This window comes from Arcobacter venerupis (assembly GCF_013201665.1).
Taxonomy (GTDB): Bacteria; Campylobacterota; Campylobacteria; order Campylobacterales; family Arcobacteraceae; genus Aliarcobacter; species Aliarcobacter venerupis.
In genome coordinates this window covers 708324-723956 of the sequence record NZ_CP053840.1, presented here as the reverse complement: position 1 = coordinate 723956, position 15633 = coordinate 708324, and the positions used below count along the sequence as shown (strand labels likewise).

Below are 15633 nucleotides of genomic sequence, written 5' to 3'. Positions count from 1 at the left end.
AATGTTCACATCTAAGATGTACATACCTAATGAAAAACTAAAAGATTGGATAAAAGTCTTTTGGTTTTTAGAAGGTTCTGGTAATGGAAAATTATCATACACAAGAAATATATTACCCGATGGTTGTGCAACTATTACTTTTGTACTTCGAGGGAATATGGACTTAACTATTTACGACAATAGTACAATAAAAACAGGAATTTATGTTATTCCTCCTGTTGTAAATGCTCATTATGATGTGATAAGCGATGATATTTTTTTAATTGACATACAACTAAATCCAAGTATTTTTTATAAACTTTTTAATTTACCTGTTAATGAATTGGAAAATAGAATCTACACTTTTGATGAATTATCATTAGGTTTTGATAAATCTATCTTAGATAAAATCAATGAAGTCAAAGAGGATAAAAATGCTATATATTTACTTCTAAACAACTTTTTTTTAGCTTTATTCGATAAATTAAAATTTTATTCTGATGAAATAATTTTAAGTATAAATCAACTTTATAAAAATGGAAATTTGGATGGATTTTTTAACTCTCAAAGCCTATCAATTAGACAAATTGAAAGAAAAGTAAAAAACTACACAGGATTAACGCCACAAAATATAAGTAGATTAGGAAGATTTTATTCTGTTTTAGAATATATGAAATTTAGGCAATTTAATATCGAATACTGTGAATTAGCTTTAGAGCATAAATTTTCTGATCAATCTCATTTAATAAGAGAATTCAAATTTTTTACACAATCAACTCCAAAAAATTTTATTGGAAATATTAATAATTATCCTCAATTTAAAGGATTATGTAATATAACTGAAATTAAAAATTCTACTTTTCAAGCATAGTATAATGCAACTCTAAACCCTTTGAAGTTGCTACAAATCCATTTACATTAATAGTTCCATCATGTACCATTTTATGGTGTTCTTTACAAAGAGGAACTAGATTATATTTATGATTTGCATTTATATGTCCTATAAATCCATCTTTATTCGCCCTTGCTTGCTCTTTTATATGATGAACATCATCACAAGATTTTCCACAAATTACACAAGTTGAGGCAAAAACATTGTTATTATATTTTGATGTTTTTCGCTGAGATAATCTTTCAATTGAAGAGTAATCATCTGTTAATTTTTTTCTTATTTCATTTGCTACAGATAAAAACTCTTTATCCATGTGAAGTGATTTTGCATATTCTAAACCATACATTGATGAGCCACTTCCATAGGCTAATTTTCTATCAAAAATCAACTTATCTTCGTCATCTTTGTACATAACTGAGAGATGAAGAGCTATTATATTTTTTAGTTTTTGTATCTCTTCAATTTCAGGAAGCTGATGTAAGTGGGTAGCAAAAACAAAAATAGCTTCTAGTTTTGAAAGCTTTAATATAGAACTAGCAACTATACTTAATCCACTCATTGTTTCTGTACTATGTGAGATTTCATCACCTAAAATAAGTGAGTTTTTACTAGCTCGATTAAAGATATTTTTTAACTCCAACATTTCAACAGCAAATGAAGATAATCCTTTTGCAATATTATCAGCTCCTGAAATTCTAGTATATACAGCATCAAAAATTGAAAATCTCATAGATTTACAAGGCACATAAAATCCAGCTTGTGCCATAATAACTGAAATTCCAATAGCTTTCATTAGTGAAGATTTACCTGAAGAGTTAATCCCATAAAGTAAAACTCCATGCATTTTATTATCATATATATTTATAGGATTTGAGTTTTTGATAATCACATTATCTTTATACTCTTTTGAAGCTAGAGATAACTCTCCTAAAATAATGTCATTTGGTACATAAATCCCCTGCTCTTCATTTGCTTCAATAATTGGATGTCGTAAATCAATTAACTCAATAAAGTTTTCATTATCTTTTGTTTTTACAATTTTGGGACAAGAGTAATTATATTTTTTTGCTGTTTTAATATTTGAAACTGTCAAGTCAACTTCTGCAATAAATTGCACTAACTCTTCAAGTAAATTTGCAAATTTTTTCTCAAATTCAAGGATTTTTTCTTTAAATACAAGTTTATTTAATTCAATTATCTTTCGTAAATTATGCACATATTTATCTGAAATGTCTTCTGTTAATTTACAAAATATTTTTACAGAGTTTGTTTGAATTCTAACTGCAAAATCTTTGAATAAATATAATTCATCATCAACTATCAAGTGGGAATTTAATAACTCTTCTTTGATTGAATTAAATCTATTTTTGGTAAGAGTTATAAAAAAGCCCTCTTTATCAAGTCTATTTATTCCCACAAAATTTGAATCATCAGATTTTATGTAAGATAAAATATGTTTTTGTAAAATCTCTAGTTTTGAATATAAAATCTCATTTTGAACATTTAATTCATCAATTTGAGTATTTATTCCCTCACTTATCATATTTACTTCAACATCTTTTAGCATATATTTTCCACTTATACTTAAATCAAAAGTTGAATCAATTGATTGAATAAAAAGCGTTAAATCAGCACTGCTACAAGGTGGCGTTATAAACTTATAATTTTCCATAAAAGTCACAACTTCTTTGATACTTAATAGTGAATCATATAAATAATTTAGCTCAAAAGGATGAAGACGATTAAGTTTTATTCTTCGTGTTAATCTTTCAATATCATAAATATTTGCTAACTCATTTTCTATTGGAGCGTGATAATCATACAACTCTTTTGAAAGGGCAAGTCTTCGTAAAATCTCTTTACTATCTTTTACAGGATGTGTAAGTCGCTCTTTTAAAAGTCTTTTTCCCATTGCTGTTGAAGTGTTGTTTATTAGTTTTATTAAACTTGGGTTGTGGGTTGTTTCGATTACATTTAATTGTTCTAAGGCATTGTTTCCAAGATAAATATATCTGCTAACATCAAGTTTTTGTGGATGTGAGAGTTTTTGAATGATATTCGAATCATGCCCTATTACAAAATCAATTAAAACTGCAAGGGATTCAGTACTTAAAGGAACTCTTTCCATGTCAAGATGTTCAATTGAAGTTAAAAGCGATTCTATATTAAACACATTTTTAAATAACTCATTTTGATAAGAGATTTTTGGTCTAAAATGTCCTATATGAAAAGTTTTTAAAGAGAGTTCTAAATAGTCAATAACCTCTTTTTGGTTGATATTTTTATCTGCAAAACTTACGATTATTTCATTTGTTTTGTGCATATTCATATAATTAAATACTTCATCAAGTGCAAAAAATTTATCTTCGCTAGTTCCATGAACTTCGTTGTAATAACATTTTCCAGTTGTTACATCAATAGCACTATAACCAACTAAATAAATTCCTCTTATTTGGTCAATCAAAAGTGAAGTTATATTATTTTCATCTTGGTCAAGTACAAAATCAAAATTTGTTCCAGGACTTACAACTGTGTCTAAATATCTTGTAACATTGGGTGGAATTCCCTTTTGTTTGATTAAAACAACTGTGTATTTTTGCTCAGCAATAATTCGTGCAAGATGTTTTTCAAGTGAAATTGCTGGAACTCCAGCCATTATTGGATTTTCTTTTGAGTTTTCTAAAATAGCTTTATTTTTTCTTGTTAGCTGAATATTTAAAAGTTCTGCTATCTCTTTTGCTTTTCCTATTTTTTCTTCATCATTATTTACTTCATAAACTTCAAAAAAAGTTCCTATTTCCATAAGAACTACAGTATTTGCTCCATACTTTTTTTCAAACAGTTTTTGAAGTTTAAAATAGGTAACTGTTAATAAATCTTTTTTATTGGCTAAAAGTTCTGCTACTTGCTCTCTCACTTAGACCTAACTCCTGTCCAATTTCTAATAAAAGTTCTCTCTTCTTTTGTTAAATCTGCCTCTTTATGTGCCATTATATAACTTTGTAAAGGCATTGCTATATAAACTGTTCTATATATCTCTTTCATTTTTTTCTCTTTATCTTCTGCTGAATAATTTTCCCAAGTAGAAAAATTCAAGGCTTTTTTCCCTTGTGTAACATGATTTGAAACAGCCCAAGAAAAAGGAGCAATTTGAGAATACCATGGCCAAATTGTTGTATTTGAATGACAATCATAACAAGCTTTTTGAAAGATTTCCATTACTTTTGCATCTGCTTTAATTTCTAAATTCTTTTGCGTTGCGATATTTTCTCTTTGTGGACGAATAAACTGCATCACTACAAATATAATTAAAAATATTAATAAAGTTCTTTTCATTTTTACTCACTCATTAATTCATATGGTCTTTTTAGCTCTTCTATAAACAAAGGGACACTCATATTTCTTCCATATCTTTTGAACTCTTTAGAATCGAAAAATATCAAAGTTGTTGGAATTGAAAATATCATAAAATTAGCTGTTAACTCCCTATCTAAATCTGTTTTTACTTCAAAAAGTTCAAACTTTGGTAAGGCTTTTTGTATTTCTTGCTCGATTTTAGGCTTTAAAACCTTACAAACAGAACAATTTTCACCTGAAAAATAAACTAACGTAGGTTTTCCAGTATTTATACTATTTTGCAACTGTTCTAGATTCGCTACTTGTATCAAAATCATCCTCCAATTCATCACCAACACATTTACTTGGCTCATCTTTATTTATTTTACTTAATATGCTTTTTCTTTGAATATATCCTCTTTTGATAAAGAGATACCTTTCATATAAGAAAGAAAGCAAATGCTATACTTTTTCATGTTGTTGTATGAAGTGAATGAATAACTAATTTTATAACCTCATTTACTAAATATTTTGGTAATAAAAATAGTAATACTACATCATAAATTAGTTTGCATCCTTTATATATTTATTAAATTTATCTAAATTCTCTCTATGTCCAATTGCGACTAAAGTATCTCCAATATCAATTTTATGATTTTTAAAATATGAGTTAAATATAAACTCATTACTTAATTCTTTATCTGTTAGTCCAATTATTATAATATTAAATTCTTTTGCAAAATCAAAATCATTTAGATATTTACCATCTAAGTGTGAACCTTCAATTATTGTAAATTCTTCAATATTTAATAAAGAATCTCCAAAAAGGATTTCATCTAAAACGTGTGAAATAATTGGTTTTTCTAATAGTCTAAACATCCTTAATGCACCAATTTCATAAGGATTAATAATCTTTGTTGCCCCAGCTAAGAGCATTTTTTTACTATCTTGTTTACTATTTGCTTTAGATATTATTTTAATATTTTTATTCAAATTTCTGGCTGAAAGTGTAACAAAAAAGTTATTATTTGAAGAATCACTTACACAATAAAAAGCTTTAACATTATTTTCAATTCCGATTTCTAATAACTCTTCATCTAATAATAACTCTTTATTAAAAGCATTAAAACCATCCAAAATAGCTTTATTATAATTATCTTCATCATAATCAACTATTATTATTTCAAATTTAGATTTTTTTAAACTATTTGCAATTTTGCTTCCTAGATTACTATATCCATAAATTATTACTTTTGACATATTAAACCCTAAAATCCAAATTAATTAAATCTGATTTCAATTGTGAGATAGAAGCTTTAAAACCAATAATAATTAAAATATCATCTTTTTGAACTGTATAGTTAATATTTGTAGGATTAAAAATAAAATTATTCATATTAGATAAATTTATGATGCCTAAAAGTGTCAAATTATAATTTTTAAAATCAACTAAATTTATATCTTTTCCTAAAATTTTTGAGTTATCTAATATTTCAACTTCATCAATAATAACATCAAAATCTTTATTTAATAAAATTCCATCTATTGCTTCAAAAGCAACAGGCTGACCTAAATATTCTGATGCAACAAAGGCTGCTACATCATTAAATATTATTGTTTGATTAACTCCTGCAATATCAAATTTTTTTCTAGAATTACCATTATTTACCCTTGAAATTATTTTAATATTTTCATTTATTGCCCTTGCACTTAAAACAATGGATAGATTAACAGCATCATCATTTGTCAGTGCTACAACAGAATTTGCGCCTTTATTTATCCCCATCATTTCCAGTGTTTGCATATTTGTAGCATCAGAATGAATTGCAAGATAATTTAAACTTTTTGCACTATTTACAATCTCTTTGTCATTATCAATTATTATAAATTTTTTTCCAATACTTAATAACTCTTCACAAAAATATCGTCCCATCATTCCAAAACCACAAACTATAACAAAATCTTGCATTTTTGAAGTTTCAGATTGAACTCTATTTTCTTTTATAATTTCCATTCTATCAGATAAACCAGTTGTGATAATTGATGTACCAAAAGCAATAACTAAAAAACTAGAAACTACAAGAACCAAAGTTACAAGTTTACCCTCTATGGTTATTGGAGTTACATCACCATAACCAACTGTTGAGATTGTAATAATTGACCAATAAACTGCATCAAAAAAATCAACAATATTTGGATTTACACCCTCTGGTCCTTCATATAAAAAAATAACTGTTGAAGAAAAGAATACAACTGTTATATATAAAAGTCCTAAAGTAAATAGTTCAAATTTTCTCTCTTTAAATACTTGTAAAAATTCTTTTAATGAGTTTGCATATCTTAAAATTTTAAATAATCGAAAAATCAGAAGAATTCTTAAAAGTCTTAAAGGTCTGTAATAAGGCAAAATAGCTAATAAATCAACTATCGCCATTGGAGAGAGTATAAAATCTACTTTCTTTGAAATTATTTTTTTTATTGATTTGGTGATTTTATATTTTTTATTTAATAGCTGATATTTTTCATAATCATCTAAAATTATTTTATGCATATCAGAACTAATCCATAATCGACCTATATACTCAATTACAAAAATAATAACTGCGAAAAGTTCATAATCATTTAGTATTCTTAAATTTTTATGATTAACTTCAAATATCAAAATTCCAATAGTACTAAGTACTAAAAAAATCATTGCTGTATCAAAATGTTTTTTATAAGGGTAAGAGTTGTTTTCTAATAAGTTATATGTAAATTCTTTAAATCTTTTATATTTTATTGATGTTTCTAGTTTATATGCTAAGGCAATTATAAATTTAGTCATAGGAGACAAATGTAAAGTAGTTAAACTACTTTACATTTTACTAGATTTGATGTTCACTGTTTTTAGACAATCTTTCTTTTTGAGAAAGGTAAGAGTTTAATGCTCCTAAATATGCCTTAGCAGTTGCAAGCATTGTATCAATACTTAATCCATGTCCAACAAATGAAGGACTCGTTTGATCAAATGAAACTCTTGTAGTAACTTTTGCAAGAGCATCTTTCCCTTCTGTTACTGAAGTTACTTTGTAATCTTTTAGTTCCCCATTGTAACCTGTTAATCTATCAATAGTTTTAAAAATAGCATCCATAGTTCCATCACCAATTGCAGCATCTCTAATTATCGTATCTTTATACTTAATGGCAACAGCTGCTGTGGGAACACCTTCTGTACAATCAGAAATTTGTAATCCAACTAATTCAAAAGTTTTATCTTGGTTTAATGATTCATCAGTAATTAACATTCTAATATCATCATCAGTAACATCTTTTTTCTTATCAGCTAAATTTTTGAATTTTTCAAATGCAGCATTTAATTCTTCATCACTTACTTTATCAAATCCTAAATGAATAATTTTATCCCTAAATGCTGCTCGACCTGAATGTTTTCCTAAAATTAATGTAGAATCTTTAAATACTCCAACATCTTCAGGTTTCATAATTTCATAAGTCTCTTGGTGTTTTAAAACGCCATCTTGGTGAATTCCACTCTCATGAGAAAATGCATTTTTACCAACAATTGCTTTATTTTGTTGTGGCTCAACACCTGTTACGGTTGCAACTAATCTTGAAGTTGCATAAATTTCAGGTGTATTAATAGTTGTATATAAATCACCAAAAGCGTCTTTTCGTGTTTTAATTGCCATTACAGCTTCTTCTAAAGCTGAATTTCCAGCTCTCTCGCCTAAGCCATTAATTGTAACTTCTATTTGTCTAGCACCATTTAAAACAGCTGCTAAAGTATTTGCAGTTGCTAATCCTAAATCATTGTGGTTATGAACTGAAATAATTGCTCTGTCACCTGCAAATGCACTTAACTCTTTAACCATTGCACCTAATTCTGTTGGTAATCTATATCCAACAGTATCAGGTAAATTTATTGTTCTAGCACCTGCTCCAATAACTGCATCCATAACTTCTTTCATAAAAGGTATTTCGCTTCTTCCTGCATCTTCTAATGAAAACTCAACATCGTCAACAAAAGTTCTTGCATATTCAACTGCATGAATTGCTCTTTTAATTACTTCTTCTTCACTCATTTTTAATTTATATTTCATATGTATTGGTGAAGTTGCAATAAATGTATGAATTCTATGTTTTTGAGCATGTCTAACAGCTAATCCAGCTTGTTTAATATCATTATCAATTGCTCTTGCAAGTGAACAGATACTTGAATTTTTAACTATTTCTGCAATTCTGCTAACTGCATCAAAATCTCCAGGGCTTGCTGCTGCAAATCCAGCTTCTATTACATCTACGCCTAATTTTTCTAATTGTAAAGCTATTTTAATTTTTTCTTCAGTGTTCATAGAACAGCCAGGGCTTTGTTCACCATCTCTTAATGTTGTATCAAATACTATAATTTTATTTTTATCCATCATATTAACCTTTTAAAATGTTATTTATTATATCTTTTTTTAAATAAAAAAAGAAAAACTGAGTTTTGATTATTTTGTTGTGATTTGTAATTATAAAAATTTATAATTAGAGAGAAAAAGAAAGAAGCAGAAGAGAGTTTACACTTTTGATGAAATGGTTATTATAAAAATTAAATATTTTCATATATCTCTCCTTGTTTTGTTTTAAAGTGCTTAAGTATAATTAATAAATTTTCATTTGTCAATAGAGAAAATAGAGTTTTGAAAAAAACTCTATTTTATTCTTCTTTCAAAGATAATTTTATAATAAAATTTGCACCTTCATGAGTATTTTCAACAATGATTTGACCATTCATATTTTTTTCTATAATAATTTTAGACATATAAAGACCAATTCCTGTTCCTTGAACTTCATGTTTAGTTGTAAAATATGGCTCAAATATTTTATTTATTATCTCATCTTTTATTCCACAAGCATTATCTTTTATAGAAATAAAAACAAATTCATCTTGGATTTTAGTTTCAATTTTTACAATTGGATTTTCTATTTTATTTTCTACAAGTGCATCTTTTGCATTAGAAATTATATTTAATATAGCTTGTGAAAATTCATTTGGAAAACCTAAAACTTCGATTTTATCTTCTTTAAAATATTTCTCCAGTTTTATACTATGGTGTTCAAAAGTTGATTCAACTAAATTAATTGCATCTAAGATACCTTTATTTATATCGAAATACTCTTTCTCTTTATTTGGTCTGAAAAAATTTCTAAAATCATCTATTGTTTTTGACATATTATTAGTAAGAATATTAGCTTTACCTACAGTTCTATCAATCACTTCATCATTTAATTCTCCAATTTCATAAGAGAATTTAAGATTTTGGAAAACTAATCCTAAGGCATTTAAAGGTTGTCTCCACTGATGTGCGATATTTCCTATCATTTCACCCATTGCAGCAAGTCTTGTTTGCTGAATTAAAAGCTGTTCTTGCTCTTTTTGTTTTAATGTTTCTTCTAAAACTCTTTTTTCTAAAGTTTCATTTATCTCTTTTTCTTCTTTAATTAGTTCTTCAATTTTTGCTGCCATTTCATTAAAAGAGTTTTCTAATTGGCCTATTTCATCTTTTGAATTAACTTTAATTCTATAATCTAATTCATTATTAGAAAATCTTTTTGTCCCAATTAAAATATTTTCGATTTTTCTACTTAAATATCCAGACATTAATAAAGCCACAACTATAATTAAAATTATCATGGCAAATGTAACCATAGTTAATTCATTAATTAATCCTTTTATAAATACTTCAATTTCAGATTGATTATAATTTACTATTTCTTCCATATTATTTGTTTGGTTTTTTAGTATTGAAGCTACATTCTTTTTAGTTTCATTAGCTGCAGCATGAAAATCATCAACACTTGCACCAATTGTTACAATTCCAAAACCTCTTTTACTATTTGAATATTTTCCGGTATAGTATGGAATTGCAGCAGCAGTTGTTAATTTCCAAACTCCACTCCAATTTATAATAAATGAACCATATCCACCATTTTGAGTTACTTGCATCCATCCTTCACATTGAGGTGCAAAATTTAAGTATCTACAATCTAAACCAACATTCCCATCTTCTTTTAATTGTTTAAGATTTGGTTTTTTTGTTAAACTTTGATTTTCAAATACTGGATAATCTTTTAGGAAATCATTTATCTCTTGATTTGAAGCATAATATTTTTCTGCAATATCAGTACTTAACCATGGCATAACTTTTTTTCCAGTATTTTTATCATATCCAATGATAGAATAATCCCTTGGATGAGAAATACTTTTACCTTCATAATCCCACATAAAAGCATAATTACCAAAGGTTGCATCAGAAATATTTTGTTTTACTTGTTTTTCAGTCGGATTAGAAGTATCTGTAAATTCTCTAATATGTCGATGATCTAAAGCAATAGAAACATAACCTATTTTATTCCCATTATCAAACACTGGCGTTACAAATCTAATAATTCCATCAAATTTCTTTCCTAAGGGATTTTCCAATCCAGCATATGCATATTTTTCTGGTTCAAATTCAATTCCTGCTTTTTTCGCTTTCTCTTTTGTAAAAGTTCCAATTGATTTTGTACCTACATATTCACCAATAACATCTGAAACATAAATTTCACCATTTTTTAATTTTGAGATATCATTAAAATAAGTTTCAGAACTCACATAAGTATTTTTCTTATTTGAAATATTTAACTTTTTCTCATTAATTGAAGATATTTTATATTTTTCATTACCATCTAAATCAAAAAATGTTATCTCTTTATAAATTGGTATCTCTTTTTCTGAAAAATTTATTGGATCAATATAATTAAACTCTCTTTTATTATCAACAAGATTTGCTGTTTTATGAGTTCTTTGCTCTGGTTTTATATTTTCATTAGTTTTATAACTATTTGTAGCATCATCATAATAATATTCTCCATGGGTAGTAATACTTTTTTTCTTAGAATCATAAAAACTTTGTAAAATATTTTGATTTAAATTTAACTTAGATAAAAAAAGTATGTCTTTGTCTCTTTCATATAAAAAATCTGCAACATGATTTGCAATTTCATAGGTTACTTTTTCCAAAGATTCTTGTGATTTTTTATCAAGATTTTTTATGCTATCTTCAGTTGAAGCATTAGCTGTATTAATTATAATTTCTTTACTTTGATTAAATAAGAATTTTGTACTTTTTACTAGATAAGTATCTAATTTTAGAACTCCCTCATAAGCTATATAAGCTATAAGTAGTAGTGGAATTATTTTTATTAAAATAAAAATAATTATTAATTTAATTCTAATACTTAAATTTCTCATTTAATTAACATCCTTATATTATTTATCTTCAAGCCTAGAATTAGAATTCTCAATTTCAGTAACATTAGAATAAATTCCCATATATTCAACAATATTTCCTGCATTATTTGTTAAAGGATACATAGTTATATCACAATATAAAAATTCACCATTCTTTTTAAAATTTAAGATATTACCTTTCCAAATATTTTCACTAAAAATTTTATCTAATTTTTTAGATTCTTCATCTTTTGCTAAATTATTTTGTTCTAGAAAAAAGTAAGTTTTACCAATTAATTCATCTTTTTTATATCCAAAGATTCTTTCAAAAGCTTCATTTACATAAGTTATTATTCCATAAATATCTGCTTTTAATATTATTACATTTTCGTCAAGAATATTTTTATATTGTTCTAATGTATTATAAATCTTATTATTTTGTATTTCAAGATTTATATTTTTTGAGATAGTTGATAATACTTCACTTAAAGAGAAAAGATTCAAGGGTTTTGTTAGATAGTTTGTTACATTTAGTTTTATAGCTTCTAATAAATACTCTGAGTCATTAAAAGCTGTAATTATTACTATAGGAATCGTTTGATTAGTTTCTTTTATTAATTTAACCATTTTTATACCATTCATTACTGGCATTTGAATATCTGTAATAATTAAATCAGGTTTGTACTTTTCAAAAAAATCAAAACCCTCTTGTCCATTTTTTGCTACGTAAAGTTCTTTTACTTTATTCTTTAAAAAAAATTCCAATTCTTCTCTTGTACTGTCATCATCTTCAACATATAAAAGAGATAATTTTTTTAAATTTTCAAAGAAATCTTTTTTTGCTTTCATTTGTTTTCTTCAAAAAATGGTATTTTAATCGTAAACTTAGCGCCCTCACTTGCATTCTCAAAATCTAATTTTCCTTGCATATTTTCTTCAATTATAATTTTAGAGATAAAAAGCCCTAAACCAGAAGCTTTTCTATATGATTTAGTTGTAAAGTATGGCTCAAATATATCCTCAATTATATTTTTTGCAATTCCTCCTGCATTATCTACTATTGTAACACTTGCAAAATCATTATCTTTTTTAATACTAATAAAAACTTTTTTAACAAGAACATCTTTTTCAATTAGAGCATCTTTTGCATTTTGAAGAATATTAAAAATTACTTGAGAGAATTCAGTTGGAAAACCATATAAAGTAATTGATTTACTAAAGTTATAATCAATTTTAATATGATGATTCATAAAAGTCTCTTCAAGCATTTCTAAAGATTTCATAACTATTTCGTCTAAATGAAACTCTTTTTTTTCTTCATTTGGTTTAATAAAATTTTTCAATTCTTCATTTTTCATCTGCATTTCATTAATTACCCTATGAAGTTGTTCCATTGATTTATTTACTAACTCATTTTTAAAATCAATTTGTTTATGAATTGTATTAATATTTTGTAGAATAAAATTCACACTTGAAATCGATTCTTCACACTCATTGAGCATATTAATTGAAATTTTCCCAATTCCAGCTAATCTTGATTGATGAATTAATAATTGCTCTTTTTTTTCTCTATTTATAATTTCAAAAGTTAATTTTTCTTGTAATGTTTCAGCTAATTCTTTTTGTTCTTTTGCTTTTTCTTGCAAAGCTGAATTTACTAATTCTAATTCAAAAGATTTCTGATGACTTTGATTTTTCATATCGTTGTTGAATTTTTCAAACTCTTCTTTTGAGTTTTTTAAATTTAAAACTATTGGTAAAATAATTATCTTTGAAACTAAATAAGAGATTATTATTGAAGATAAAGTTAAAATAATTACTAAATAAAAAAAATCTTTTTGAAAAAATAAATTTGTTAATTGTGAATATGATAATAAAGCAACAAATAAAATTAAAAAATTTAAGAGGAAAACTCTTCTAAATATTTTTGACATTATGAGATACTCCTTTTCAAATTTGTATTTAAATTAAATAATATGTAAAAAAAAGTGTTCATTGTATTCCTATATTGTAATAATTATTCTTCAATTATAACTTAAATTAATAAAAAATAATATTTGATTAAAAATGTTAAAAAGTGGGGTAAAAAACTAAAAAGTTTTTTACCCTAAAAAGTAGATTGAAAACTTATTTATTTTCAGTTGTTTCGTCACTATTTGTTGAATTATCTTCAATTATAGTTTCTTCTTTTATTTCAGCAATGGCATCACTATGTAAATCACCATCAATAAATACTGTTCCACCATTTAATGTGATAATTTCTCTAACTCTTTCACCTGAAATTACTTCAATTTCTAATAACTCAGCAGTCATTTCTTCAATTGCAACACTATTTTCTCTTAGTTTTTGTAAGACAATTTCATATCTTTCATTTAATAGATTTTTAGTATGATCATCTAAATCTTTAGCCATTGCATCAGAGAAATCTTTTTGAGTTTGTCCACCTAAGAATTGATTAGATCTTTTTTCAAGAACCATCAATCCAGCAATTTCACTCATACCGTAAACAGTAGCCATTGATTTAATAATTCCAGTTGCTCTTTCAAGGTCATTTCCAGCACCTGTTGAAATCTCACCAATAAATACCTCTTCAGCAGCTCTTCCGCCAAGTAATACATCAACTTCAGCAATTAGCTCATGTTTTTGCATTAAATATTTATTCTCTTCAGGAGTATTAAGTGTATATCCTAAAGCAGCTAGTCCTCTTGGAACAATTGAAACTTTATTTACTTTATTTGCACCTTTTGTAATCTCAGCAATTAATGCATGCCCTGATTCGTGATATGCTACGATTTTTCTCTCTTTTGGAGAAATTCTTTTTGATTTTTTCTCTAAACCAGCTATTTGTCGCTCAACTGCTTCTTTAAAATCACTTGGATCAACTTGATCTTTAGAAGCACGACCAGCAAGTAATGCAGCTTCATTTATAATATTTGCTAAATCTGCACCTGCAAGGCCTGCTGTCATTTTTGCAATCTCTTTTAAATCTACATTTTTTCCAAGTTTTACACCTTTAATATGTACATTTAAAATTTCAACTCTACCCTCATAATCAGGTTTATCAACTAAAACTTGTCTATCAAATCTTCCTGGTCTTAAAAGTGCTGGATCTAAAACTTCTGGTCTATTAGTTGCTGCTAATACGATTACAGGAGCATATTCAGTTGAGAACCCATCCATTTCAGCTAATAACTGATTTAAAGTTTGTTCTCTCTCATCATTTCCACCCATTGGACCACCAGAGGCTCTACTTTTACCAATTGCATCAATTTCATCAATAAAAATAATAGCAGGTGCAACTTTTTTTGCTTGTTCGAATAAATCTCTAACTCTACTAGCTCCAACTCCAACAAACATTTCAATAAATGCAGAACCAGAAACTGATAAAAATTCAACATTTGCTTCACCTGCAACTGCTTTTGCTAAAAGAGTTTTACCTGTACCTGGAGGTCCAACTAATAAAACACCTTTTGGAATTTGAGCTCCAAGTCTTACATATCTATCTGGTGATTTTAAGAAATCAACAATTTCTTGAACTTCTTCCTTCGCCTCTTTATTTCCAGCCATATCATCAAAAGTTACATTTGGTTTTTCAGAATTAATCATTTTTTTAGATGATCCAATTCCAAGAATTCCTCCTGAACCTCCACCCATAGATTTTTGCATTCTTTTTGCAATAAACATCCAAATAGCAAAGAAAATAAATATAGGTAAAACCCATCCAAATAAAATATCTGAAAGGATATTTTCTTCATTTATTCCACCATAAGAGATATTATTTTTCTCTAATTCTGGAATTAAAGTGTTATCAGGAACTACTCTTCTTGCAGTATATGTAGTAACAGAACCTGTTCCTGCTTTTGAGATAGCTTTAATTTGTGTATTTCCAATACCTACATAATCTATTTTTCCTGAGCTAATTAAAGCTTTTAAATCTGAATATGCAATTGTTTTATTAGATGTTTGTCCAAAGGCTTGAATATTTGAATTAGTAGCATCTGCTCCCATTTGATTTTCAGGGAAAATTGCTTTAAAAACAAATATTGTAACTATAGAAAAAATTACAAAAATTAATAATGGATTATTATTGAAAAAATTATTACCATTCCCATTATTATTGCCATTGCTGTTATTGTTATTATTTGAATTGTTGTTTTGTTGTTTTTTTGCCATA

At 26.5% G+C, this 15633-nt stretch carries 12 protein-coding genes; 1 reads left to right on the top strand and 11 read right to left on the bottom strand.

Going from position 1 to position 15633, the window contains the following annotated elements; translation table 11 throughout:
• Position 1: 1 nt before the first annotated feature.
• Positions 2-850 carry a DUF6597 domain-containing transcriptional factor gene (locus AVENP_RS03525; RefSeq protein ID WP_128357578.1) on the top strand — a complete coding sequence of 283 codons (849 nt, stop codon included), beginning with the start codon at positions 2-4 and terminating at the stop codon, positions 848-850.
• Here AVENP_RS03525 and AVENP_RS03520 read toward each other — a convergent pair.
• The 11 genes from AVENP_RS03520 to ftsH form a co-directional block, all read right to left on the bottom strand.
• Complete coding sequence (locus tag AVENP_RS03520) at positions 834-3788, bottom strand: MutS-related protein (protein WP_128357579.1); 2955 nt, start codon at positions 3786-3788, stop codon at positions 834-836. The genes AVENP_RS03525 and AVENP_RS03520 overlap by 17 nt on opposite strands.
• Positions 3785-4207 carry a heme-binding domain-containing protein gene (locus tag AVENP_RS03515; RefSeq protein ID WP_128357580.1) on the bottom strand — a complete coding sequence of 141 codons (423 nt, stop codon included), beginning with the start codon at positions 4205-4207 and terminating at the stop codon, positions 3785-3787. Before AVENP_RS03515 ends, AVENP_RS03520 begins: the two co-directional genes overlap by 4 nt.
• A gap of 2 nt (positions 4208-4209) precedes the next feature.
• Positions 4210-4545: a thioredoxin family protein gene (locus tag AVENP_RS03510; protein ID WP_228721232.1), complete on the bottom strand. Its 336-nt coding sequence runs from the start codon at positions 4543-4545 to the stop codon at positions 4210-4212.
• A complete protein-coding gene (locus tag AVENP_RS03505; RefSeq protein ID WP_172664200.1) occupies positions 4502-4666 on the bottom strand; it encodes a hypothetical protein in 165 nt (54 codons plus the stop codon). The genes AVENP_RS03510 and AVENP_RS03505 overlap by 44 nt, the downstream gene beginning before the upstream one ends.
• A gap of 105 nt (positions 4667-4771) precedes the next feature.
• Positions 4772-5467, bottom strand: coding sequence for a potassium channel family protein (locus AVENP_RS03500; RefSeq protein ID WP_128357582.1), 696 nt, complete (start codon positions 5465-5467; stop codon positions 4772-4774).
• A gap of 1 nt (position 5468) precedes the next feature.
• Complete coding sequence (locus AVENP_RS03495) at positions 5469-7031, bottom strand: NAD-binding protein (protein ID WP_128357583.1); 1563 nt, start codon at positions 7029-7031, stop codon at positions 5469-5471.
• Between the two features lie 40 nt (positions 7032-7071).
• Positions 7072-8625, bottom strand: a complete 1554-nt coding sequence (locus AVENP_RS03490) for a 2-isopropylmalate synthase (protein WP_128357584.1) — start codon at positions 8623-8625, stop codon at positions 7072-7074.
• 278 nt (positions 8626-8903) lie between these two features.
• Complete coding sequence (locus AVENP_RS03485; RefSeq protein ID WP_128357585.1) at positions 8904-11480, bottom strand: sensor histidine kinase; 2577 nt, start codon at positions 11478-11480, stop codon at positions 8904-8906.
• An 18-nt stretch (positions 11481-11498) separates the two neighbouring features.
• Entirely contained in the window at positions 11499-12308 is an 810-nt protein-coding gene (locus AVENP_RS03480; RefSeq protein WP_128357586.1) for a response regulator, read from the bottom strand.
• Positions 12305-13393 carry a sensor histidine kinase gene (locus AVENP_RS03475; protein WP_128357587.1) on the bottom strand — a complete coding sequence of 363 codons (1089 nt, stop codon included), beginning with the start codon at positions 13391-13393 and terminating at the stop codon, positions 12305-12307. Before AVENP_RS03475 ends, AVENP_RS03480 begins: the two co-directional genes overlap by 4 nt.
• A 193-nt stretch (positions 13394-13586) precedes the next feature.
• Positions 13587-15632 (bottom strand): ATP-dependent zinc metalloprotease FtsH, encoded by a 2046-nt coding sequence (gene ftsH / locus AVENP_RS03470; RefSeq protein WP_128357588.1) that lies wholly within the window; start codon positions 15630-15632, stop codon positions 13587-13589.
• Position 15633 lies beyond the last annotated feature (1 nt).

Coding starts and splice junctions, on each gene's coding strand:
- AVENP_RS03475 (WP_128357587.1), bottom strand. CDS start 13,393: ATGTCAAAAATATTTAGAAGAGTTTTCCTCTTAAATTTTTTAATTTTA.
- AVENP_RS03515 (WP_128357580.1), bottom strand. CDS start 4,207: ATGAAAAGAACTTTATTAATATTTTTAATTATATTTGTAGTGATGCAG.
- AVENP_RS03525 (WP_128357578.1), top strand. CDS start 2: ATGTTCACATCTAAGATGTACATACCTAATGAAAAACTAAAAGATTGG.
- AVENP_RS03490 (WP_128357584.1), bottom strand. CDS start 8,625: ATGGATAAAAATAAAATTATAGTATTTGATACAACATTAAGAGATGGT.
- AVENP_RS03480 (WP_128357586.1), bottom strand. CDS start 12,308: ATGAAAGCAAAAAAAGATTTCTTTGAAAATTTAAAAAAATTATCTCTT.
- AVENP_RS03485 (WP_128357585.1), bottom strand. CDS start 11,480: ATGAGAAATTTAAGTATTAGAATTAAATTAATAATTATTTTTATTTTA.
- AVENP_RS03510 (WP_228721232.1), bottom strand. CDS start 4,545: ATGATTTTGATACAAGTAGCGAATCTAGAACAGTTGCAAAATAGTATA.
- AVENP_RS03500 (WP_128357582.1), bottom strand. CDS start 5,467: ATGTCAAAAGTAATAATTTATGGATATAGTAATCTAGGAAGCAAAATT.
- ftsH (WP_128357588.1), bottom strand. CDS start 15,632: ATGGCAAAAAAACAACAAAACAACAATTCAAATAATAACAATAACAGC.
- AVENP_RS03495 (WP_128357583.1), bottom strand. CDS start 7,031: ATGACTAAATTTATAATTGCCTTAGCATATAAACTAGAAACATCAATA.